At 58.8% G+C, this 22,533-nt stretch carries 25 protein-coding genes; 17 read left to right on the top strand and 8 right to left on the bottom strand.

What is annotated here, in order from left to right; all coding sequences use genetic code 11:
• Positions 1 to 40: 40 nt before the first annotated feature.
• The 8 genes from ACXAIC_RS09015 to ACXAIC_RS08980 all read left to right on the top strand — a co-directional run bounded on the left by ACXAIC_RS09015 (position 41) and on the right by ACXAIC_RS08980 (position 6,329).
• Positions 41 to 964 carry a hypothetical protein gene (locus ACXAIC_RS09015; protein ID WP_475176169.1) on the top strand — a complete coding sequence of 308 codons (924 nt, stop codon included), beginning with the start codon at positions 41 to 43 and terminating at the stop codon, positions 962 to 964.
• Between the two features lie 169 nt (positions 965 to 1,133).
• Entirely contained in the window at positions 1,134 to 1,796 is a 663-nt protein-coding gene (ccmA, locus tag ACXAIC_RS09010; RefSeq protein ID WP_475176415.1) for a heme ABC exporter ATP-binding protein CcmA, read from the top strand.
• Positions 1,793 to 2,467: a heme exporter protein CcmB gene (gene ccmB, locus ACXAIC_RS09005; RefSeq protein ID WP_475176164.1), complete on the top strand. Its 675-nt coding sequence runs from the start codon at positions 1,793 to 1,795 to the stop codon at positions 2,465 to 2,467. Before ccmA ends, ccmB begins: the two co-directional genes overlap by 4 nt.
• Before the next feature lie 290 nt (positions 2,468 to 2,757).
• On the top strand, positions 2,758 to 3,525 hold the full coding sequence (locus ACXAIC_RS09000) for a heme ABC transporter permease (RefSeq protein ID WP_475176159.1): 768 nt from the start codon (positions 2,758 to 2,760) through the stop codon (positions 3,523 to 3,525).
• Between the two features lie 4 nt (positions 3,526 to 3,529).
• Positions 3,530 to 3,697 carry a heme exporter protein CcmD gene (gene ccmD / locus ACXAIC_RS08995; protein ID WP_475176156.1) on the top strand — a complete coding sequence of 56 codons (168 nt, stop codon included), beginning with the start codon at positions 3,530 to 3,532 and terminating at the stop codon, positions 3,695 to 3,697.
• Between the two features lie 5 nt (positions 3,698 to 3,702).
• Entirely contained in the window at positions 3,703 to 4,374 is a 672-nt protein-coding gene (locus ACXAIC_RS08990) for a DsbE family thiol:disulfide interchange protein (protein WP_475176412.1), read from the top strand.
• 174 nt (positions 4,375 to 4,548) lie between these two features.
• Positions 4,549 to 5,277, top strand: coding sequence for a DUF1223 domain-containing protein (locus ACXAIC_RS08985; protein WP_475176155.1), 729 nt, complete (start codon positions 4,549 to 4,551; stop codon positions 5,275 to 5,277).
• A 158-nt stretch (positions 5,278 to 5,435) separates the two neighbouring features.
• Positions 5,436 to 6,329 carry a cation diffusion facilitator family transporter gene (locus ACXAIC_RS08980; RefSeq protein ID WP_475176152.1) on the top strand — a complete coding sequence of 298 codons (894 nt, stop codon included), beginning with the start codon at positions 5,436 to 5,438 and terminating at the stop codon, positions 6,327 to 6,329.
• Between the two features lie 39 nt (positions 6,330 to 6,368).
• Here the strand turns inward: ACXAIC_RS08980 and ACXAIC_RS08975 are convergent, their stop codons facing one another.
• Entirely contained in the window at positions 6,369 to 7,289 is a 921-nt protein-coding gene (locus ACXAIC_RS08975; protein ID WP_475176148.1) for a helix-turn-helix transcriptional regulator, read from the bottom strand.
• A gap of 174 nt (positions 7,290 to 7,463) precedes the next feature.
• Between ACXAIC_RS08975 and ACXAIC_RS08970 the strand changes: the two genes are divergently transcribed.
• The 4 genes from ACXAIC_RS08970 to ACXAIC_RS08955 all read left to right on the top strand — a co-directional run bounded on the left by ACXAIC_RS08970 (position 7,464) and on the right by ACXAIC_RS08955 (position 13,021).
• The gene (locus ACXAIC_RS08970) at positions 7,464 to 9,491 is read left to right on the top strand and encodes a TonB-dependent receptor (protein ID WP_475176144.1); all 2,028 of its coding nucleotides are present in this window, start codon (positions 7,464 to 7,466) and stop codon (positions 9,489 to 9,491) included.
• A 16-nt stretch (positions 9,492 to 9,507) separates the two neighbouring features.
• Positions 9,508 to 10,749 carry an MFS transporter gene (locus ACXAIC_RS08965; protein WP_475176141.1) on the top strand — a complete coding sequence of 414 codons (1,242 nt, stop codon included), beginning with the start codon at positions 9,508 to 9,510 and terminating at the stop codon, positions 10,747 to 10,749.
• Between the two features lie 99 nt (positions 10,750 to 10,848).
• On the top strand, positions 10,849 to 12,003 hold the full coding sequence (locus ACXAIC_RS08960; protein WP_475176137.1) for an FAD-dependent monooxygenase: 1,155 nt from the start codon (positions 10,849 to 10,851) through the stop codon (positions 12,001 to 12,003).
• A gap of 220 nt (positions 12,004 to 12,223) precedes the next feature.
• Positions 12,224 to 13,021, top strand: coding sequence for a carbohydrate ABC transporter permease (locus tag ACXAIC_RS08955; protein WP_475176133.1), 798 nt, complete (start codon positions 12,224 to 12,226; stop codon positions 13,019 to 13,021).
• Here the strand turns inward: ACXAIC_RS08955 and ACXAIC_RS08950 are convergent.
• Positions 13,018 to 13,778 (bottom strand): IS5 family transposase gene (locus ACXAIC_RS08950; RefSeq protein ID WP_475176129.1). Its coding sequence is split into 2 segments (ribosomal slippage): positions 13,018 to 13,580 and positions 13,580 to 13,778, totalling 762 coding nucleotides; the frame shifts between segments, so codons are not numbered across the junction. The two genes, ACXAIC_RS08955 and ACXAIC_RS08950, sit on opposite strands and share 4 nt — an antisense overlap.
• Positions 13,779 to 13,957: 179 nt before the next feature.
• Here ACXAIC_RS08950 and ACXAIC_RS08945 point away from each other — a divergent pair.
• Together ACXAIC_RS08945 and ACXAIC_RS08940 are read left to right on the top strand one after the other, a co-directional pair.
• Entirely contained in the window at positions 13,958 to 14,437 is a 480-nt protein-coding gene (locus ACXAIC_RS08945) for a GNAT family N-acetyltransferase (RefSeq protein ID WP_475176128.1), read from the top strand.
• Between the two features lie 308 nt (positions 14,438 to 14,745).
• Positions 14,746 to 15,429 carry an HAD family hydrolase gene (locus tag ACXAIC_RS08940; protein WP_475176124.1) on the top strand — a complete coding sequence of 228 codons (684 nt, stop codon included), beginning with the start codon at positions 14,746 to 14,748 and terminating at the stop codon, positions 15,427 to 15,429.
• 568 nt (positions 15,430 to 15,997) lie between these two features.
• Here ACXAIC_RS08940 and ACXAIC_RS08935 read toward each other — a convergent pair.
• The 4 genes from ACXAIC_RS08935 to ACXAIC_RS08920 form a co-directional block, all read right to left on the bottom strand.
• Positions 15,998 to 17,323 (bottom strand): ammonium transporter, encoded by a 1,326-nt coding sequence (locus tag ACXAIC_RS08935; protein ID WP_475176122.1) that lies wholly within the window; start codon positions 17,321 to 17,323, stop codon positions 15,998 to 16,000.
• A 20-nt stretch (positions 17,324 to 17,343) separates the two neighbouring features.
• Positions 17,344 to 17,694 (bottom strand): P-II family nitrogen regulator, encoded by a 351-nt coding sequence (locus tag ACXAIC_RS08930; protein WP_475176117.1) that lies wholly within the window; start codon positions 17,692 to 17,694, stop codon positions 17,344 to 17,346.
• 425 nt (positions 17,695 to 18,119) lie between these two features.
• Entirely contained in the window at positions 18,120 to 18,674 is a 555-nt protein-coding gene (locus ACXAIC_RS08925; protein ID WP_475176112.1) for a DUF924 family protein, read from the bottom strand.
• A gap of 92 nt (positions 18,675 to 18,766) precedes the next feature.
• The gene (locus ACXAIC_RS08920) at positions 18,767 to 19,573 is read right to left on the bottom strand and encodes a substrate-binding periplasmic protein (protein WP_475176108.1); all 807 of its coding nucleotides are present in this window, start codon (positions 19,571 to 19,573) and stop codon (positions 18,767 to 18,769) included.
• Between the two features lie 273 nt (positions 19,574 to 19,846).
• On the opposite strand from ACXAIC_RS08920, the gene ACXAIC_RS08915 reads away from it, so the two are divergent.
• Positions 19,847 to 20,074, top strand: a complete 228-nt coding sequence (locus ACXAIC_RS08915) for a sulfurtransferase TusA family protein (protein WP_475176104.1) — start codon at positions 19,847 to 19,849, stop codon at positions 20,072 to 20,074.
• 22 nt (positions 20,075 to 20,096) lie between these two features.
• Here the strand turns inward: ACXAIC_RS08915 and ACXAIC_RS08910 are convergent, their stop codons facing one another.
• On the bottom strand, positions 20,097 to 20,393 hold the full coding sequence (locus tag ACXAIC_RS08910; protein WP_475176102.1) for a 4a-hydroxytetrahydrobiopterin dehydratase: 297 nt from the start codon (positions 20,391 to 20,393) through the stop codon (positions 20,097 to 20,099).
• 215 nt (positions 20,394 to 20,608) lie between these two features.
• Between ACXAIC_RS08910 and ACXAIC_RS08905 the strand changes: the two genes are divergently transcribed.
• Both ACXAIC_RS08905 and ACXAIC_RS08900 read left to right on the top strand, forming a co-directional pair.
• Entirely contained in the window at positions 20,609 to 21,064 is a 456-nt protein-coding gene (locus tag ACXAIC_RS08905) for a low molecular weight protein-tyrosine-phosphatase (protein ID WP_475176096.1), read from the top strand.
• 247 nt (positions 21,065 to 21,311) lie between these two features.
• Positions 21,312 to 21,602, top strand: a complete 291-nt coding sequence (locus ACXAIC_RS08900; RefSeq protein WP_475176091.1) for a hypothetical protein — start codon at positions 21,312 to 21,314, stop codon at positions 21,600 to 21,602.
• Between the two features lie 35 nt (positions 21,603 to 21,637).
• Here ACXAIC_RS08900 and ACXAIC_RS08895 read toward each other — a convergent pair whose 3' ends face one another.
• Complete coding sequence (locus ACXAIC_RS08895; RefSeq protein ID WP_475176087.1) at positions 21,638 to 22,495, bottom strand: phosphatase PAP2 family protein; 858 nt, start codon at positions 22,493 to 22,495, stop codon at positions 21,638 to 21,640.
• Between the last annotated feature and the right edge of the window lie 38 nt (positions 22,496 to 22,533).

The raw sequence follows: 22,533 nt of genomic DNA, 5'->3' as shown, positions 1-22,533 counted from the left end.
CCCTCCCCCACGAGCCTCAAAGCAAACAGGTTTTTTCAACGTGCAACAACCAACGGACACGACTGCGGATATCGCCTCTTCCGATATGGAAACCCCCAGTGACGCGGGTCAACCTGCAGCGGCACCGGTCGTTTCCCCAAAAGACCATCTCGGAGTTGGAACGCTGGTCAATGAGAGCTTTTCACTTCTCATCAGGAACGCCTTCAAAGTCATTCCTGTCTGCGCCATCCCGCTCTCGCTGGCCATCCTTCCCTACTACATGCTGTCGTCCAGTTTCAGTAAAATAGGCCTTTCAGCCCCCTCTCTCAGCAATTTCGGGTATTTGCCGGCTCTTATTGTCGTGCTTCTTGGCATTGGCCTCGCCCTTTCGCTTTCCGCAGCCTGCATTTCCAAAATGACTGCCAACATCAAACGGCAAAGCTCAGAACCTTTCTGGCGGCAGCTGGCGCCAGCTTTAAAGGCAACACCCAGTATCTTTCTGACAGGGGTCGCCGCTTGCTGTGTCCTGGCGCTGGCTCAGATCGCCATGGCCGCCTTGATCAGCATTTCGCAGCTGTTCGCAGTTCTAACCATCCCCGCCATCGCAGCGCTTTATCTTTGGTTTGTGGCTGCCTGCTGTCTGATCCCCGCTGCAGCGGTGATCGAAAAGGCCGGGTTTGGCAGCGCAAAACGCAGCATCCAACTCACAAAAGGCTATCGGCTCCAGGTTCTTTTGGCTCTTTTTGTCGCGTCTGTCAGCACGATCCTGATGCAACTCGGACTGTCCGTTGTGGAGACGCTGCTGACACTGGTTGTCACCAAATTCTCGTTTGGAGCGGCCGTCGCAATCAAGGTTGTTACCAGTATCAGTATATTGGCACTGATGATCGGGTTTATGGTCGTTGTGACCACGCTCCTCTATCTGCGCCTGCGCGAGATCAAGGAAGGCGGCGGGCTTGACCAGATGGAAGCCGTTTTCGAGTGACCAGGTCTTGAGCTTTGGGGCCGTTTCTCCAGGACCTCAATCCGGTTTCCGTAAACACCGCCCCCAATTGTTTCCGGATTTGATACCGATTAAGGCAAGCGAATTTGCTTGCATGCTACCTGCCTGAAAACCTAACAAGACATGTGGTTGCCTCACGCGGAGCGCTGTTCTGAAACTCATAGCCGAAAACCTATCCATTGACCGGGGCGGACGCCGGGTGTTTCAGGATCTGTCCTTTACGCTGGACCAGGCAACGGCGCTGATCGTGACCGGCGCCAATGGCATCGGCAAATCCTCGCTCCTGCGCACCCTGGCCGGACTGGTGCCGCTGACCGGCGGAACCTTGCACCTGGACGGCTGCGACGCCGGTAAGCCAATGCACGAGCACGCCCACTATTTCGGCCATCAGGACGCGGTCAAACCGGCGCTGTCCGTTCTGGAGAACCTGAGCTTCTGGCAAAGCTTCACAGCGCCCAGCCAGGGTGAACTGTTTACGGGCGACACCACCCCCCCTCTGGCCACCCTCAACAGGCTCGGCATCGGTCACACCGCCCATTTGCCCGCCGCCTATCTGTCTGCCGGGCAAAGGCGGCGGCTTTCGCTGGCCCGTCTGCTGGTGACCCCGCGCCCGCTCTGGCTGATGGATGAACCCACCTCCGCCCTCGACAAGGCGTCCGAACAGCTCCTGCTTGGCCTTATGTCAGCGCATCTTGCCGATGGCGGACTGATCGTGACCGCAACCCATACCGATCTTCCCCTCTCCCCGGCCAGGGTGCTCCATCTGGCCGCAGCCAATCAGAACCGGGCAGTTAGTGCGGAGGATCTGCCATGACCCCTGGCTGGGCCTTGGCGCTGTTCCGGCGCGACTTGCGCCTTGCCGTGCGCATTGGCGGCAGTGCCCTGGTCGGTGTGCTGTTCTTTCTGGCGGTCGTGACCGTCATTCCCTTCGGCGTCGGACCGGATCTCAATCTGCTGGCACGGATCGGACCGGCCATCCTGTGGATCGGTGCCCTTCTGGCCAGCCTGCTCGGACTGGACCGGCTGTTTCAGGCGGACAGGGAGGATGGCACTCTGGATCTGATGCTGATGGCCGGCCGGCCGCTTGAGCTGGTGGTGCTGATCAAATGCCTGGCCCATTGGGTCGCAACGGGCCTGCCTCTGGTTGCCGCTGCCCCGCTTCTGGGCCTCTTTCTCAATCTCGACCCGGTGTCCATGGGCGCCGTCACCCTGACCCTGCTGGCCGGAACGCCTGCCCTGACGCTGATTGGCGCCATCGGCGCAGCCCTGACAGTCTCCCTGCGCCGGGGAGGCCTGCTGCTGGCCGTGCTGGTCGTGCCGCTGGCCATTCCGGTCCTGATCTTCGGCGTCAGCGCGGCAGACGCGGCCATTCACGACCCCGTGCCCTTCATGACGCCGTTCCTGATCCTGTGCGCCCTGACACTGATCTCCACCGTGGTCGGGCCGGTCGCCTCCGCAGCAGCCCTGCGGTTTTCCGCCGATTGAGACAGGACCGGAGGGCGGGAACGGCGGGACAGCCTCCGCGCCCTGTCAGGAGTGGGGCGGGGCCTCAACCCATCACATTTGCGCTATCTGGCAAGCGCAGGGTTTGCAGCGCCGCTGCTGCGCGCGCTGCCCTGAAAGACCAGCGCCTCATTCATAGCGGAATTTCGCTATCGATCAGCCCCCTTGGACGGTCGTCCCCGAAAAGCGTCGGCACGTTTGACCAAACGCAATGCGCCGCAGCAAAGCCTCTTCCATTGAAGTTGCAGGGAGAGTGACGTAAATAAGACGCTATGGCATTTTGGGAATATGCAAATCCGACCCGCTTTTTGAGACTGGTGCAGGCTGTCCTGCCCTGGCTGACGGGCCTGTGTGTGCTGACCTTCGCCGCCGGGCTTTATATGGCCTTTTTCACAGCTCCCCAAGACTACCAGCAGGGCAACACGGTGCGCATCATGTTCATTCATGCGCCGGCCGCATGGCTCTGCATGATGTGCTATTCGGTCATGACCCTGTCCTCCATCGGCACGCTTGTGTGGAAACACCCTCTGGCCGATGTCTCCGCCAAAAGCGCCGCGCCGATCGGCGCGGCCTTCACCTTCATGGCTCTGGTCACGGGATCCTTGTGGGGCAAACCCATGTGGGGCACCTATTGGGTCTGGGATGCGCGCCTGACCTCGGTTCTGGTGCTGTTCCTCATGTATCTCGGCCTGATGACCCTGTGGCGGACGATGGATGACCCGATCAAGGCAGGCAAGGCCGCTGCGGTGCTCACCCTTGTCGGCGCTCTCAATCTGCCCGTCATCAAGTTTTCGGTCGACTGGTGGAACACACTGCACCAGCCTGCAAGCGTTGTCCGGCTGGACGGGCCAACGATTCACCCGACCCTCCTGTGGCCGCTTCTGGTCATGGCCACCGCCTTTACCCTGCTCTTTGTGGTCCTGCACCTGATGGCGATGCGCAATGAAATCCTGCGCCGCCGGGTGCGTACCCTGCGCAGGCGGGCCGCAGAACAATCTGTTTCCGGCCCCGCCTCGGCGGCACCCCAGGCTGCGGAGTGAGCACATGGATTTTGGACCCCATACCGGTTTTATCCTGGCCTCCTATATCCTCTGCCTTTTGACGGTGCTCGGGCTGATCCTGTGGGTCCGGATTGACAAAGCCCAGCAGGAGCGCGCTCTGAAGGACCTGGCCGAGCAGGGCATTTCCCGTGCCCGGCCCACAGACACATGACAGACATGGACAGACACGGCCCGCACGACACCCCTCCTCAGGACGCCCCCCCGGAGACCATATCGGAGACCATACCGCCGCACACGGACACAGCCTCTACGGCGGAAAAACGTCCTCTGCCGGTACTGGTGCTGCTGCCGCTGATCGTCTTTGCCGCGCTGGCCGGTCTGTTTCTGTTTCAACTGACCCTGGGCAATGATCCCCAGACCATCCCCTCCGCCCTGATCAACAAACCCGCCCCGGATTTTGCCCTGACGGCCGTTCCGGGCCTCACCCGGAACGGGGCCGGGGTCCAGGGATTCGCCAAAAGCGATCTGCTTGGAAAAGTCTCTGTCGTGAATGTCTTTGCCTCCTGGTGCGTGCCCTGTCGGCAGGAACACCCCTTGCTGGAAGATCTGGCCAAGGTTGACGGCATTCAGCTTTTGGGCATCAACTACAAGGACAAGCCGGAAAATGCCCGGCGGTTTTTGGGCAGTCTGGGCAATCCCTACGATCTGATCGGTGCCGACCCGGCGGGCCGGACCGCCATCGACTGGGGTGTCTACGGGGTTCCCGAGACGTTCGTGATCGATGCTGAGGGCATCATCCGCTACAAATTCATCGGCCCGCTGACCCCGGTCGCCTACCGGGACCAATTCCTGCCCGAACTGGCCAGGATCATTGCACGGAACCGGTAACGGACCTGCGCCTTTCAAACACAATTCCGCGAATTCCTGATGATAGCCCTCAAAGTCACCCGCTCGTGACTCGCGATTGAAGGCCCGGTTGCATATTTTACGGGGAAACAAGAATAGGATTCGTTCCAAATGGTGTGTCTTGCTCCCCGGAAGCCTTTGCGGGCCTTACGGACAATGCTCTTCGCCGCCGCCAGTCTGGCCGGGGTTTTTGCCCTGGTGCCTCTTGCTGCGGCCCAGCCTCAAAAAGTGGTGGAACTGTTCACCAGCCAGGGCTGTTCGTCCTGTCCGCCAGCAGACCGCCTCGCCGAACGGCTCAGCACGGAGGAAAAGGATCTCCTGACCATCCTGCTGCCCGTTGACTACTGGGACTATCTCGGCTGGAAGGACACGCTTGCCAGCCCGGCCAATTCCCAGCGCCAGCGTGCCTATGCGGCCCAGCGCGGCGACCGCTCCGTCTATACGCCGCAAATGGTCATCAACGGCGAGGAACATGTGATCGGCAGCCGGGAGCAGGATCTGCGTGCTGCGCTCGCGCGCACCCAGCCTTTTACCGCACAGGTCGATTTGAAGATCACCGACCGGGTTGTCCAGGCAAAAGTGGACGGCATATTGCCAACGGGCACCAAGATGGCCACGGTCTATTTCATGCGCATCAAGGATGAGGCCACGGTCGATATCGGCCGGGGCGAGAATGCGGGCCGCAAGATCCACTATGTCAACGTGGTCCAGCGGCTTCAGCCCATTGGTGTGTGGGAGGGCGGCACGGAAACCTTCCGCATGCCCAAGTCCAAACTCATGCTAAAGGGCGACGCCCGCTGCGCGGTTCTCGTCCAGATCGAGGACCAGGACGGCCCCGGCCGGATCATCGGCGCCGCGGTGATGGACAGGCGCAACGGATCCTGAGCCCCACCAAGGTTCAGATCCATCAGATAAAAGCGCTTTGACGTTCCAGGCCATTTCGGCACTCCGAGAATCTTCAGGATTACCGTGTCCGACGGCTTGTAACCTTTTGAAAAACTGATACCCCTTGCCCGGCTCTTTCAACAGGTCAGGGGAAGGACATGGATGGCAGGATCAGGCTTCAGGTTGCCATCATCAGCATCTTTGTCGGCCTGGCTGTTCTCGGACTGAAAACCAGCGCCTATTTTCTGACCGATTCCGTTGCGCTTCTGTCAGACGCGCTGGAAACCACCGTCAACATCGCCTCCTCCCTGGCCGCCCTGGCCGCCATCTGGTTTGCCTCCAAACCGGCGGACAGCAACCACCCCTACGGACATGACAAGGCGGAATATTTCGCGGCCGTTCTGGTGGGAGTTATGATCGTTCTGGCAGCTGTCTCCATTTTCATAGCGGCCTGGGCGGGCTTTACCAAAGGCGACAGCCCGGTGCTGTCACCGCTTGGCATTGGCCTGAACCTGCTGGCGGCGCTGATCAACGGCGCCTGGGCGCGTCACCTGATGACAACCGGACGGCGCACCCGCTCCCCGGCTCTGGTAGCGGATGGCAAACACCTGCTGACGGATGTGTTCAGCTCCGCCGGGGTGCTGACCGGCGTGGTGCTGGCGCTTGCAACAGGATGGACGATCCTCGATCCCGCCCTGGCCGTTCTGGTCGGCCTGACGGTGCTGTGGTCCGGCTGGCAGCTGGTCAAGGAGTCCATCGGCGGCCTGATGGACGAGGCCGCTTCAGCCGAAGTCCTGGAAAAAATCCGGCTGCAGATTTCCGAACAGGGTGAAGGCGCGCTGGAAGCCCATGACCTCAGGACCCGGATCGCCGGAAAGTCCACCTTTATCGATTTCCACCTCGTGGTGCCCGGCTCCATGTCCGTCGATGCTGCCCATGCCATCTGCGACCGGATTGAAGAAGCCATCACAGAAGACGTTCCCGGCGCCCATATCACCATTCATGTCGAGCCGGAGCACAAGGCCAAACATTCCGGCATTGTCGTTTTGTGAAAAGGCGCTGCAGATCGAAGGCCCCTTGAAGGATGACGGTCAGCAGGTTTTGCAGACATGACTGGGCAGAAGCCCCTTATGCGCTTTGAAGAGCTTTGCAAAGTGGCTGAGATTGTTGAAACCGCAGGCAAATGCGGTTTCAGTGACGCTTTTGCCGTCCAGAAGCATCTTTTCGGCGCAGTCCAGGCGCACATCCCGCAAATGGCTGCCCACGGTCTTGCCAATCTTGGCCCGGAAACCTGACTTCAGTTTCTTTGCAGACAACCCGACGGTATCCGACAGTTTGGCAATTGTCCAAGCGTTCTGAAAGTCGGTTTCCAGAAGATGGATGGCCTGCATGATCCGCCGCTGGTCCCCGTGCGACAAGGCCGCCGTCTGGCCATAGGGCTGCGCCATGAATTCAAAGGTGAGCGCAAGACACTGCAGGGCGGCGCCATAGAGATAAAGGGTTCGGACCGCACCCGGCGGATACGGGCAGGCCGCGATCTTGCGCGCCTCCTGCAGCAGCAACGGCGGCGCCTGAAAGCCGAAAAAGACTGCGTTTTCTTGCGGGCCGCTATAGTCGGTCACCAGATCATGGGCCAGCCGGTTGAGCGGCATGCCGCCAATCCGTGACAAGAATGCAGTGCTATACCGGATGTCGACAATCTCGAACGGACCGTCCGGGAAAACCACATTCTTGCCAGAGGTCTGCGTGGAGCTGTGAAACAGCAAAGCCGCCCCGGTTTCCACACGCATGGGCGTTCCACCGGCCACAGCGAACTCCCCCCGGCCCGAAAAGCAAAGGGCAAGCGAAAAGGTTGGAGGGCCCTGCACGTCCAGGTACTGGGTCTCTGCCGGGTCAATCTTGAAACTCGACAGCAGCGTTCCGTCCTCCATGACGTCGAGCTGACAGCCCTCTTCCCAGCCCAGATGTTCCAGGTCACTGGAAAAGCTCTGCAGCCACTTTTTGGGCGTCACAGCCCCTGCGCCGCCCAACGGTGCCCCGGCCGGGTCAACAAATAGTTCCGATTCCGTCAATTCCGGCCCCGATCATGTTAGTACGCCCCCGCCACCTATTATACATGAGTAATATAGTCAAGTTTAAGCACGGGGACGGTCAACGTGGCCAGTAAACTAATATTTCGGGGTCTCATGTCATCAGTCGCGGGCTGTGGCCTGACCCTTGCCTGCGCCGGTCCAGCTGCGGCGGAAGAGAGCATTCTTCTTGAAACCATCACAGTGACCGCCAGCAAAATCGAGGAAGACATCCAGACGTTTGACGGCGCCATTGCAGTCAAGACAGGAGACGACTTGCGGGCCGCAAATGTCCAGACCGTTGGGGATCTGGAAAAGGTGTTTCCCGGACTGGTGATCCGCACTCGGGGTAACCGGGCCTTTGCGAATTTCACCGTCCGGGGCATCAGTTCACCGGACTATTACAGCCCCGCCGTACAGGTCTATATTGACGGCATTCCCCAGCAGCCATCTGCCATTGCGCAACCGCTTGCCGATATTGAGCGGGTCGAGTTCCTGAAAGGGCCGCAGGGAACACTTTACGGGCGCAACGCACTCGCCGGGGTCATCAATATTGTGACCAGGTCGCCAGACCGGCAGCGCCTCAGCACCGGCGTGACAATCACCAACAACAAGGTGCTTGGTCACAGTGCAGCAACCTTGCCTGTTGTGCCGGACACCCTGTTTCTTGACGCGTCTGTTGCAGGGGACCTCTATCAGGGCGAACTGGACAACATTTCGACCGGCGAAAGCAATATCAACGGGTCCAGTGATGTGCTGGTCCGCGGTCAGCTCCGCTACCGGCCCCTTGGCAGCGCTTTCGATGCAGACCTTTCCGGCTCGTTTGAACGCCTTTACACACGCGAGGAATTCTACCTGCCGGATGGCTCGTTCGATACGCGGACCTATGATCAGTCGCGCTATGGCCCCTATCCCCTGTTGAAACGGACAACAGCAACAGGCGCGGCGAAGTGGAACTGGCACCTGTCCGATATCACGGTCACCGGCATATCGACGGTGCAGGATGTAAAGTCGGAACGCGACCTTGTCAGCGGTGGCATTGTACTGCCCTTCACGGAAACGGATCTTGCCCTGTCTCAGGAGATCCGCGCCGCCTATGATGCCGGTGGGGCCGTCACCTGGCTGGCGGGGGCCTTCTATCAGCACGACCGTTTCAAGCGCGTTGATGAAGACGGCTATTCCGGCTTTTACGGCCCGTCTGCAAATGTTGTTGAAACCGACAGCCTGGCCGGGTTCGCCGAGGCAAGCTGGCAATTTGCACCCAAATTTGATGTCACGGCCGGTGGCCGGCTGTCCTATGACCGGTCCTCCATCGATTTTGACCGGGCCGATATCTACAGCAACGGCTATGGCTTCGCGTTCACAAACTCAGACAGTTTTGTCGGTTTCGAACCAAAGATTTCACTTGGCTATTCCGCAACAGAAAGCCTTCATTTCTATGGCCTTGCCTCGCGCGGATACAAGCCGGGCGGATTCAACCATGCGGTCTCGTCAAGCGCGGACAGCGCCTCCTATGATCCAGAAACCGCCTGGAACTTTGAAATTGGCGCCAGGGGAAGTCTCTTTCAGGACGCCGTAACCTTCTCGGCGGCTGCCTATCACATCATCTCCACCGACAAACAGATCTATGTGGGCCCGGTTGGCTCCCAGGTCATCCAGAATGCGGGGGAAGCCACCAGTACAGGCGTGGAACTGAGCGCCCTGTGGCGTCCGGTGACCAGCCTCCAGCTCAGCGGGACCTTGAATGCGGGACGGTCGATCTTCACCGATTTCACGGATCCGCTCACCGGCGAAACCTATGATGACAATCATCTGCCCTACGCACCGGACGTAACCGGACGCGCGGAGATCCGGTATTTTCTGGACCAGCAATGGTTTGACGGCGACATGTCTGTCTATGGCAGTGCCAATTTCACCGGCAAACAGTATTTCGACGAGGCAAACACCTTGTCGCAAGACGCTGTCACGACCTTTAACGCCGGACTTGATGTGGCCCTGGAAAACCAGATTTCCGCCAGCCTGTTTGTCGAAAACATCGCCGACGAGCTCTATAGAACCTCCAGCTTTGACTTTGGAAGCGGAGACATCCGCTCGACGGTTTCCCAGGGAAGAACCTTCGGTCTGTCTTTGAACATGACCTTCTGAAGCGAGGCCCCTGAACATGTCTCAGCTCACGCAACCGGCTGCCCCGCTCGCCAGAACCTTTCCGGCGATTGCCGGTATCTATACTGTCCAGAGCCTGATCGGCGGGTTCACCTTTGTGGGGCTGCCTTCGGTGCTCAGAGCAGAGGGTGTTTCGCTTGGCCTGATCGGCCTGGTGTCGCTGCTCATGCTGCCATGGGGTCTGAAGTTTCTTTGGGCGCCTGTGGTGGAACGCATCCGCCAGCCCTCTCAGCGGGCCAGAAGAACCCGGGTGGTTATCCTCTGGTGTCAGGCTGCGGCCATTGCCGCAATGGCGGTGGCGGCCCTGTCAGAGCTGAACGCCGTTTTTGTTCTGGCGGCAGCGCTGACGGTGATGGCGCTCGCCTCCACCTGCACGGACATCGCCTGTGACGCCTATACAATCGAGAATTTCCCAGGCCGCCTGCGCGCTCTGGGCAACATCGCACAGGTCGGAGGCGGCTATACCGGCTTCGTTCTGGGCAGCGGCCTGTTTCTCGTTCTCGTGGCCCAAACCGGCTGGACCGTGGCCACCCTGGCCTTATGTCTTGTCGTGACCCTCGGAACGCTGCTCTTTCTGTTGACCCCGCCAGAGAGGGCCGCAGCCCCCTCAAAAGAGACACCTTCAGAGCGGCCCAGCCTACGAACCGCGTTGCGCAATTCAAAGGTCCGCCTGGGCCTCCTGATCAGCATTCTGTTTGAGCTTGGCATCCGCCTCGTCATGCCCTTGATGAGCCTTTACCTGGTCGACAAGGGAGCCCCCCTGGCGTGGATTGGGGTGCTCAATGGCGCCGGAGGAGCCGCAGCAGGCCTCTTCGGGACCCTCCTGGGCGGGATAACCGTTGCAAGATTCGGTGCACCGGCCGCCGTGAAAACAGCAGTCACTTTGCAAACTGCGACCCTGCTGATTCTGGCTGCGGCGGCATTTGGGGACGCCCCGCTTCTGCTTGTGGCGGGGCTCATGCTCTTAAGCATGGTGATCAGCGCCTTTGGCTTTGTGTCCGTTTATTCAGTCACAATGGATCTGGCGTCGTTGAAACAAGCCGGGGTGGACTTTTCCCTCTTCCAGTCGGCCGGCGCCCTCACGGCAGCCGTCTTGGGCGTGACCGCAGCACAGATTGCCCAGGCGGCCGGTTACCCGGCCAGTTTCGCCCTGGCAGCCGCCGCAAGCCTCCTGGCCCTGGTCACCCTTCCTCTTCTTCTTAACCGCATCCGCTCAGACGAGTGCGTGCAGGAGACCTGAGGATCCAAACCGTATCGTCTTTCACCCTCGGTCTCTCTGACGTCAGGCAGCGAAAGATAAATCCTGTGAACCGCGATTTGCTCAAAAAGGCCTTTCAAGATGAAACGACGTAACGCAGTGATTGCCGGAGCCGGTGTAGCCGGACTGGCCGCGGCCTTCTGGCTGACACGCAACGGCTGGTCTGTCCGCCTTCTGGAAAAGGCACCGTCCCTGCGCTTTGGCGGCCATCTCATGGGCCTGTCGGGTCCCGGCTACAAAGCCCTCGAGGAGATGAACATTTTCGAGCAGTTACAGCCCTTCGCCCGGCAGGCGTGCGAGAATATCTGCCTGGATCGAAACGGCCAGGAAATCCTGCGGTTGAAACACACCGATCTCATCGGTGACATGCCTTTTGTCATGATACGGCGTTCCGATCTCGTCCAGGTTCTGGCCGGCCTGGTCGAAGACAACAGCCCCATCGAATTTGGAACGTCGGTCATGTCCTTTGAGGAGACAGAAGACAGGATCGCCGTGCATTTGTCGGACGGCAGCGCTGCCGAAGCGGATCTTCTGATCGGGGCCGATGGCATGCGCTCAAGGCTGCGCACCCTCATGTTCCCCGGCCAGACGATGGCAACCGAAAGCCTGGGATACCGATTCGCTCTTTTCGAAACGCAGCACGAGGACGCCAGCCAGACCATCTTGAAGTCCTATATTGCGCCCGGCCATATGGCTGAGGTCTATGGCATCACGCCGTCCCGCACACTCACGCTTCTGGTGTGGAACAGCCCGGACAGCGGCAAACTGGACCCAAGGCACGCCCCCGCGCACCTGAAGGAGGCGTTTTCCTGTGTGCATCCATTAATCAACAGACTGATTTCGAAGGCCGAAGCAGACGGTGAGACCTTTGTTGTCGATACCCTGTCCATGACCGTTCTGCCCACCTGGTCAGCCTCCCAGGCCGTGCTTCTGGGCGACGCGGCGCACGCGTTGAGCCTTGTGTCCGGACAAGGGGCGGGTATGGCGCTGACGGGCGCGAAGATCCTCGCCGACAAATTGCGCGACCATGCGCCCAAAGACGCGGTCCTTTTGTATGAACAGCAGATGCGCCCGGCCATCGACAGCCTGCAGGCGCGCAGCCGCAAACTCGCCAGATGGTACGTTCCGCAAAGCACCAGCGCCTTCAAACGGCGGAACCTAATGCTGAAAGTTCTTCCCAAATGGCTGCTGCGCTATCAGTATCAAAGAAGCATGAAGGCCGAATGGGTTCTGTAGCGCTCCGGACGCACCTGGGTTGGAAACAAATCGTCAGGGCTGGTTTCAGGCACCACCCCATTCACAAGACGATACTTTCCGGTATGGTCGGTCCTTGATTTGGGGCAACCGCGTCCGCCCCGCGCCCGACCAGCAAGCCTGATGAGCACATGCCCGTCCAGGCTGCCACACCCAACTGGACTTCGTTCTGATGCCGCCTTTCCCCAAATGGCCCGCGCAAGTGATTGATCATCTGATTCTGATGACCGGTGCTCTTGTGATGTGCCTGCCGGTCTACGCGATCTTTGCCGCCACCACCCAAGCGCCCGGCACCCCGCTGGAGCCGCGTTTCGATCTGGGGGCGGCCGCTTTCGGCAATTACGGTCAGTTTCTGGCGTCCAGCGCCGGGTTTTCCGGGGATGTGACAGTTGCGGGCATGATCTGGAATTCCTTTGTGCTCGGTGCCGGATTTGCAGCACTGAAAACCGCGCTGTCGCTGCTGACCGCCTATGCGCTGCTCTATTTCCGGGTGAAAGGCGCCAGCGTGATCTTCGCCCTGTTGCTGCTGACCTTGATGCTGCCGCTGGAATCCCGTTTCCTGCCGACCTATGACGTTGTGGCGGCGCTTGGCCTGGTCAACACCCGGGCCGGGCTGATCCTTCCTCTGGTGGCCTCCGGCCTGGGCACCTTGTTTTTCCGGCAGTTTTTAAGAACTGTGCCGGATGTGCTGCTGGAATCCGCCCGCCTGGACGGCGCCGGTCCTTTCAAATTCTTCAAGGATATTCTCCTGCCCCTGTCAGCACCGACCGCAGCGGCCCTGTTCCTGGTCCTCTTCGTGAATGGCTGGAACCAGTATCTGTGGCCGGTCATGGTCACCTCCCGGGAAGAGACCTACACGCTGGTGCGTGGCATGCAGTATTTCGGCCAGGCCAGCCTCCCCGGCATGATGCTTGCCATCCTCGCTCTTGTCCCGCCGTCCCTTCTTGTCATCTTCTTTCAAAGACAGGTCGTTAAAGGGTTATTTGACGGCTCACACTAGGTTGTGGACTCATAAACTCGTAGCCAGAGCCGAATGGCAGCAAGCTTTACGAACGCTAGGAAGTTGTCAGCGCGCTTCTCGTATCGCGTAGCAATGCGCCTGAAATGCTTAATCCGATTAAAGAACCTCTCAACATGATTTCTTTGGCGGTATAGATACGGGCTGAAGCAGATTGGGTCCCGTCGGTTCCGACGTGGTGGGATGTTCGCCCAGCCACCACGTGAATTGACAAAAGCTCTTATCTCAGCTGCATCGTAAGCCTTGTCTGCAAGAACCAAACCGCCGCTGGGTAGGCCTTCGAGCATAGCACAGGCCGCGACACTGTCATGCTGCTGTCCGCCAGTAATTGCGACATTTATTGGTAATCCATGCGCGTCGACAACGGCGTGGATCTTGGTAGTTAAACCTCCGCGCGAACGACCAAAGCCCTCCCCTTTATGGTTCGCGACGCAACTCGCGTGTTGGTGAGCATGGACAATTGTGCTGTCTATCATTTGAACCTCAGCAACGCTCCGCTGAGAGATAGCGGTGAGGACACAATCCCAAACTCCCGCACGAGCCATCGTACGAAGCGATTGTAACAAGTGGTGTAAGGGCCGTAGCGTTCGGGTAGGTCGCGCCAAGGCGCTCCTGACCTTAAAACCCAGAATATGCCGTTAAGGACTCGCCGGTCATTCACCCGAGGGATACCTCGCGATTTGTGGGGAAGGACTGGCGCGATCGACTGCCATTCTAAATCGGAAAGGGCGTATCTCATTTACAAGACTCCTTTTGGAGCTTGAATCACGCCAACATGCTGAATTTCAATGGTTGCTTTGCCTCAAGATCAACAAAGGCAGCAACGCGAGGTAACTAATTCTAGCCAACTTGACACTTTTGACTTGTGCGGTAGAGCTATTGGCCAAGCCGTTTTGATTTTTTGATGTTGGAGCCAAAATGGAAGACTTATTGCCCGTCAGAGTAACTGCTGATTGCCCCTCAATTCCGAGCATTCTGGAATTGATACAGCGCACCTTTGCCTTTATGGAGCCGCGCATCAACCCGCCATCTTCAATGCATCGTTTGACAGTTGAAAAAATCCAGGATCAATGCAGCGAGGGGGAAATTTGGGCGATTGGCGAACGACCAAGCGCCTGTGTGTTTCTTAGCGTAAAGAGTGAATACCTCTACATTGGCAAACTTGCCGTGCAAGAAGATATGAGGGGGCGGGGCCTTGCGAGGAGCTTGGTTGATTTGGCTGAACAGCGCGCAAGATCACGTGGTTTATCAGGATTGGAGTTGGAAACTAGAATTGAGCTGATTGAAAATCACGAGACCTTTCGGCGTCTTGGTTTTGTTAAGACTGGAGAAAGCATACACGACGGTTTTGATCGACCGACATCTATCACCATGCGCAAACCGATCAAAGTCAAGTAGAACGGTCCTGTCCGCGTTGCTGATCTGGACGTTTGACGCCTGTCGTCGCTACCCTTCAGTTTATGAGTACACGCCCTAGTCACCCGAATCTGAAGTGCGTCTCATTTTCCAGCGCGTTCAGAACGAACTTCAGAGTCATGAGGGGAACTAGAAAGCTTATGTTTCTAGTGTGGTTTTCGGAAATGAAATACGCCACGGCGCGCGCTGCGCAAATCAGGCGTATTTAAATTCCACCACATTAGGATTCGGTTTTGGACGGAAACAGCGGCCCTGGATTTCGCCAAAGACGTGAAGGAGGCACTATCTGCATGGTATTTGAGACGATCCTGTTCGATTGCGACGGCGTTCTGGTGGATTCAGAAAAGATCTATGTGGAAGTGGAACGGGAGCATCTGGCCAGGATCGGCCTGGCCTATGCCCTGGACGATTATATGGACCGGTTCCAGGGGCTCGGCAGTACCGATTTCTGGGCAGCCATCGAAGCCGATTACACCGCCCTTGGCAAAGGGCCTCTGCCGGACAGTTTCGGCCCTGATCTCGATCGGGCGACCCTTGAGCGGATCAACACCGAGCTGTCCGAAATCGCCGGCATCAAGCAGTTTCTGGACGTCCACCGGGGACCGAGGGCCGTTGCCTCGTCCTCCCGCCTGCACCGGCTGATTCACAAGCTTCAGCACACCGGGTTGCACGACTATTTCGCGCCCCATATCTATTCCGGCGAGCAGGTCGAAAACGGCAAGCCCGCCCCGGACCTGTTCCTGTTTGCCGCCGCCAAACTCGGCGCGGATCCGGCCACCACGCTGGTGATCGAGGACAGCGCCAACGGGGTCAAGGCCGGACTGGCGGCCGGCATGACGGTGTGGGGGTTTGTCGGCGGCGCCCACAGCCATGCCACCCACAAACAGCAGCTTCTGGACGCGGGCGCCCACAAGGTCGTTGACAGCCACGGCAATCTGGCCGGACTGCTTCTTGGGAACACGGAAACCGCGTAGCCCTAGAGACGGCGCTTGCGCGCGTTTTTGAAAATAAAGACCCTCATGTTCAGAGCTAGGGCATCGTGCGACAAGTCTGCACCATCTAACCGGATCTGCTTTGTCTGCTGAGGAGGCGGATCGCGCTGCGCAAGGTGCCTTGCCGAATGATCTGCTTTTCAGCATCAAATGGTGCAAACTGATCGCACGATGCTCTAGCGGTTTGATCCGGCTTGGCCCGCTAGGGTGGCGTCCCCATGTCCTGATACGCCGTAAGGCCGGACATGCCGCTCACACGAGCTTTTGACACAAAATGGAGAATGCTCTTTGGACAGGCGCGTGGGTCCCCGCTCGAACCGGGGAAGACACCCTGAGGCGCGGTGATAGACCGGTCTCACAAACCTGCCCCTCTCCCTCACCTTTCGGAACTGCCTCAGCCCTCTCTTGAGAGAGCGGCAGCTGGGGTGGCGCTGCTCTTCTTTCGGGGCAAGCCTGCGGCAAGCAAAAAAAACCCGGGGTTGCCCCCGGGTTTCCAGTTTGCGGTCTGAGCCAAAAGACCGCCTGGGAGATTTTCTCCGCGTCTCTTTGATCAGAGGCGCTGGGAGCCCGTGCCGAATTCCGGATAGGCTTCGACACCGACTTCGGCCTTGTCCAGACCGAGGGCTTCTTCTTCCTCGGTAACCCGGATTCCGATGGTGACCTTCAGGACGAACCAGACAATGGCGCTGGCCACGAAGGTGAAGGCACCGTAGGAGACAATCCCGATGATCTGCGTGCCGTAGGACGCACCATCGTTGGACAGCGGCACAATGAGCGTGCCCCAGATACCGGCCAGAAGGTGAACCGGGATGGCGCCGACAACGTCGTCGATCTTCAGCTTGTCGAGCATCGGCACAGCGAAGACGACAATTGCACCACCAACGCCACCGATCAGGAGGGTCTGCCACATGCTCGGAGCAAGCGGCTCGGCCGTGATGGAGACCAGACCGGCCAGCGCGCCGTTCAGAGCCATCGTGACGTCAACCTTCTTGTAAAGGACCTGGGTCAGGATGACAGCAACCACAACACCGGCAGCAGCGGCCATGTTGGTGTTGGCGAAGATGCGGGAGACGTCGGTCACGTCACCGATGGAGCCCATGGCAAGCTGGGACGCCCCGTTGAAGCCGAACCAGCCGAGCCACAGGATGAACGTGCCGAGGGTTGCCAGCGGCATGGAAGATCCCGGGAAAGGATGCACGGAGCCGTCAGCGGCGTATTTGCCTTTGCGGGCGCCAAGAATGATGGCACCGGCCAAAGCCGCCCAGCCACCAACGGAGTGAACGATCGTGGAACCGGCAAAGTCGGAGAAGCCCATTTCGGAGAGCCAGCCTGCACCCCACTGCCAGGAGCCGGTAATCGGGTAAAGGATACCGGTCAGGATCGCGGTGAAGATCAGGAACGGCCACAGCTTGATACGCTCGGCCACGGTGCCGGACACGATGGAAGCGGTTGCCGCCACAAAGACCATCTGGAAGAACCAGTCGGAGGCGGTCGAGTAGCCGGTATCGAGGGCGTCGCCACCAACCGGATCGAACGAATACGGGCCGAAGGAGCCGATAAAGCCGCCGTCAACGCCGGTGTACATCAGATTGTAACCGGTGATCCAGAACATGATGCCTGCCACAGAGTAGAGCACAATGTTCTTCAGGCACTGCATGGAGACGTTCTTGGACCGGACAAGGCCTGCTTCCAGCATGGCAAATCCGGCGGCCATGAACATGACCAGAAAGCCGCCCATGAGGAACAGCAGCGTGTTGAAGATATAAGCAACTTCCGGAGCAACAGCCGGAGTTTCCGTGTCCTGAGCGAAGGCCGGAAGAGCCGACAGGCTCAACAGGGCAAGTGTCGCCGCGCTCTTTGCGACTAGTTTTTTCATGATACGTTTCCTTACCTAAATCACAGAGCTTCGGCGTCTGTTTCGCCCGTGCGGATGCGCACAGCCTGATCGATCGAGTGAACGAAAATCTTGCCGTCTCCGATCTGACCCGTCTTGGCCGCACCGGAGATGACTTCGATAACCTGTTCGACAGCAGAACTGTCGACAGCGACTTCGATTTTCAGCTTTGGCAGGAAGCTCACCGCATATTCCGTCCCGCGGTAGATTTCGGTGTGCCCCTTCTGGCGGCCATAGCCTTTCACTTCGGTCACCGTCAGACCCTGGATGCCGATGCCGGTCAGGGCATCACGCACTTCGTCGAGCTTGAACGGCTTTATGATGGCCATCACTATCTTCATTGCTCGTACCATTCCCCTTTTTTGCGCCCCTTCCCTTCGAAGAAGCCAGCCGTCCGCGCCAGCATTGCGCCTGTTGTTATGGAGTCCCCTCTGGAAGGGATTTTTCAGGTCGCAAGACCGCCTGGGCCTGGAAAACCGGCGCGGCGTCGCCCTTTGTTAATCAAGGACCGTGCCAAATGGCAGGAGCCATGAGAAAAATGTAATAATTTCAAACTATTATTCAAAAGCAGCCAAAAAAAGCGGCGTTAAGCCTGAGAGACGGCCTGTGCCCAAAACTTGAAAACGCATAAAAAATAGACAAAAAACAAGCAGAAGCCCAAAAATAGGGCATATCGTTTGCCTGGCAACCGCTCAGAAAAAAGGCAGCGCCCCATTTCGGCCATCTGAACGGCCGCAATTTTCTGAAAAAGCCACAGAATGGACTGGCTCACTCACCGTCAGGCAGAAAACCCGCCCGTCTGGAGGTAAGCGGTTTCCTCCGGCGTCGACACGCGCCCGAGAACGGTGTTGCGGTGGGGAAAGCGGCCGAACCGCCGGATCACATCCATGTGGATCAGGGCGTAGTGGTAAAACTCCGTATTGCCCAGCTGCCGGCACAAATCCACCGCGCGCTCCTGATGGGCCATGTTTTCCGAATGCTCGAACGGCAGATAGAAAAAAACGCGCACATCCAGGGGAAAGGCCCGGTCATAGCCGCGCTCCAGAGCCGCTTCAGCAAGGGCGAGCGCCTTGGCATCCGCCGAAAAGGCATCCGGCGTGCCACGGTCAATATTGCGGGTCATCTGATCAAGCAGAAGGATCAGCGCCAGGGCTCCATCCGCCGTCTCTGCCCAGCCATCCAGCGCCCCGGCCCGGGCCTCCTGCACAGCACTGCGGAAACCGTTGCTGCATTCGGCATCGAAGGTCTCGTCCCCTGCAAACCATTTGGCCGCTCCGGCCCGCCACCAGAAATCGAGCACATCCTGCGGGGAGATCGGGAGAGCATCAGTCATGGGGGCTCCGGGGGTCTGTGAGTTGCCTGAACAGAAGAGGCTTAACAGTTACTCCCAAATGCATGGCAGGAAAAGTCACCTTAGCGGGTTGGCTATTGGCAGGCCTGGGCCAGCCAGGCACTGCGATGACGCTGTGTCAGCTCGCCCTTCAGACCATTTTCCGTCAACCGGGCCATCTCGGAGCGGAAAGCCTCCACCAGCACCGGATCGGTCCCTTTGCTGAACACCGCCCAAAGCGGCTTGGCCAGGGCCTCGATAAACACAACCGGCTGCAGACGGCGGCCATCATACCCCTGTCTGCAGGCAGACGCCTGGGCCAGAAATCCGGTGAGGGGCAGGAGATCGATCCGGCCATGATAGAGCATCTCGATGCCCTGCTGATAATTGATGACCGGGATCAGCCGTCCCTTTGCGTCCAGGCCGAGGGTGGCAAAATAGGTCTGAACGTTGCTGCCGTCCTGAACACCGATCTTGACGTCGAGATCCAATAAATCAGTCAGGGTTTCGACCGGAATTCCGGGACGGGAGGACAGCTGAAACAGATATTGCCCGTAAGGGGACACCTCTCCCAGCCACTGGAACCGGTCCTCCCGGTCGGGCGTTCTGGAGATGGAAAAGAACATCACATCCGGCTCGGTTTCTGCCAGCAGCATGGCCCGTTTCCAGGGCAGAAACTCAAAAGACCTGACCCTCACCGGGTAGTGCTCATTCACTCCCGCGACCGCAGCTTCGATGAAATGGGTGACATAGCCGTCCGGCACACCGTTATTGTTCCATTGGAGCGGAGCAAAATTCTGGGCGATGATACGTATTTCCTTGGGGGCAGCAGAAGCTGGTATCAGCCAGGCCAGTCCAACAAGGACACCTGCAACCAGAACTTTCAACATCCCAGATGTCATCACCTCCTCCAAAACAGAACTTTGCAAGAACGCGCAACACGCTCTACGGAAGCGGCTTTTGATTTTCGTTTGAAGTTTGACCCTTTTATCAAGTTTAAACAATTGGAATCCGTCACATTCTGGAATATTTTTCAGCACTTGAAGCGTGCCGCGGTCATCCGGTGTCAAATCGTTTCGCCCCGCGCGCTGAAACCTCTGGTTTCAAGCCGCGAAAGGCAAATCCGATGAAACGCGGTTTTCAATAAGCCAATAGGAATGCAGAAGGCCAACCCCGTGAGCGAAACAGTGCTGGACCTGAAGGGCCTGAAATGCCCGCTTCCCGTTCTCAAGACCCGCAAAGCCCTTTCCAGCCTGTCCGGTGGGGACCGGCTGGTTGTGCTGACAACAGATCCGATGGCAGAAATCGACATCCCCCATTTCTGCCAGGAGAACGGCCACATATTGGTCTCTGGAGAACGCACGGATTTTGGCCACCGGTTCGAACTGGCCAAGGGCAGCTGACGCCGCCCGCCCTGCGAAAGCCTCAGCCCTGACCGGCGATCCGGTTCATCTCCCGGGCCAGTTCCAGATCCAGGCAGCTCAGGCCACCGGCATCATGGGTTGCGAGCGTCACGTCAACGGTCCGGTAGACATTGGACCATTCCGGATGATGGTCCATCTTTTCCGCCACCAGCGCCACCTGGGTCATGAAGGCGAAGGCTTCGCGGAAGTCGCGGAACCTGAAGGACTTGAAAATTGCTTCCCGCCCGTCGCACAGTTTCCAGTCAGGCAAGGCTGAGAGCCCCGCTGCCCGTTCTTCCGGTTTCAGCCGTTCGGCCATGGGTGTCCTCCTCAAAATGGGGGCTGCGTTTTGTAATCTGTTGCCGACCGCAGCCGCATATCAATCACAATTGATAGAGACCTATCCTATCGCGATGACAGAGCGAAGGCGACGGGCGAAGGCGACGGGCGAAGGCGCGCCTGCCGCCCTGCCATTGCCTTTCCCGCGAAAACACAACACCTTTGCCGCAACGTAGCCAGGACCAGGAGAAAACAATGCCCCAGAGAATTCTGTTTGTCTGCCTTGGCAATATCTGCCGCTCCCCCCTGGCAGAAGGCATTTTTCGGGCTCAGGCCGGTTCCGCCGGGCTTGCCGGTGCGCTCAGCATAGACTCCGCCGGCACAGGCCCCTGGCACGTGGGCAAGCCACCGGATCCCCGTTCCATCCAGGTGGCGGCTCAGCACGGGATCGACATTTCCACCCAGCGGGCCCGGCAGATCGCTGCCACCGATTTCGGCGATTTCGACACAATCCTGGCCATGGACCGCAACAATCTGGCAACGCTGAAGGCCCTGGACACCGGCACCGGGGCGGATCTCCGCCTGCTGCTCGACACTCCGGCACAAGATGTGCCGGACCCCTATTATGGCGGCCCAGGCGGATTTGAAGATGTCTACCAGCTGCTCTGGTCCGGCTGTGAAAACTTTCTCAACACCTTGCGCAGAGACTAAAGCAAGTGGCCTTCAATCGGCTTTGCCTCGCGCTGCCTGAAATCGGGAATTTCAGCACAAAAGACAAAACGATTCGGTTCCATAGGACGATGGCACGCTCCAGGATCGGTCCGGCAGGTTCATAAATCCGTCTTGGAGCCTGCTTATGGGTGGAAAGACCGGGGTCTTGAAGCCCAGTTTAAAAACTCTTTGCAGGCGATCAACCGGACTGAGATGCGACCGGTTGATCCAGAGGCTTGGCAACGCAATGAAACTCCTCTGGTGGTCGCTGGCCACCATGCTCATTCTGCTTGGATTGGCGACGGTTTGGCTGCCCATTCCCACCGGCGTTCCCCTGCTGGCGCTCGGACTGATCGTGATCATCGGCACCAGCCGAAGCGCTGCCCGGCTTTTGCGGAAGCGCCGGCGCTCCACCCCGCCGTTGAACGAGGTCATCACCTGGGTGGAAAACCGGTCGCCCTTGCGCTTTGCCCGGATCCTGAAACGCACACGCCCCAGAAAGAAGCTCCCGCCGGGTGATCCGGAAGGGCTGGCCTGATCAGACACCTGCCCCTTCACGCGTGTTTGGCTTGGTCAGTGGTCGGAAAGCGCCTTCAACGCTTTGCCATGGGCCTTGCGGGCGCGATGAGCCATTCGGCGCAAGAACCGCTGCAGCCGGCGCCCCCGGACCGTGAACCATTCATCCAGTTGCCGGTCGCTCACCAGCGGTGGCACCTTTTGGTAAAACAGATGGTAGACGGCCAGGATCAAGAGCAGGGTCACACCCCAGGAAATCAGGGTGTCGGAGAAGAAATGCCCGCCAAATGCAACGCGGTTCGCCGACAGGATCAGGCACAGCGGCACCAGAAACCACAACGCCGCCTTGCGCCACGTTGCCGGAACCAGCAGCGCCAGAGACGTCAGCCAAATGGCCGCCGATGCTTCTCCGGACACGAAGGAACAGTTGCTTTGGCAATAATCCGTAATCTTCCAGACCGGCTGGTAGGGCAGATCTCCGCCGAAAGTATCCACATAGCGCGGCCGCGGCCGACCCCAATTGTCCTTCAAAACGGCATTGACAAGAACGCCCGGCCCCAGAATGAGCGTGGTCAGCAGAAACAAAGGCTGGCGGAGCGGCATCAGCGGCGGCCGTCCCGGCACAAGAAGCTTGAACACCAGAACCGCGACACATGTCACCGCGATCACCCTGACGAGAAACGGCCCCAGATGCCGGACCTCCCGCAGGAACGGCTCATTCTGCGCCCAGAACCCGGAATTCTCAGAATAAAACAGCCCGCTCGCCCAAAAATCAGCGCCCGGGAAAATCAGGAAAAACAGGGACACGATGCAGATATAGCCCGTAACCGCAAGCATCGGATGGGCCAGACACCAGTCAACCGCCTTGCGGCCCCGGGACTTCGGTCTATTCTGGAGGGGATCGGAATGTGTCATCACTTCATTTCAGACCAGTTCAGGAATGCATGATCTAC

It is taken from the genome of Roseibium sp. AWQ4_254, from assembly GCF_056161025.1.
This window is presented reverse-complemented; position numbering and strand designations above follow the sequence as displayed.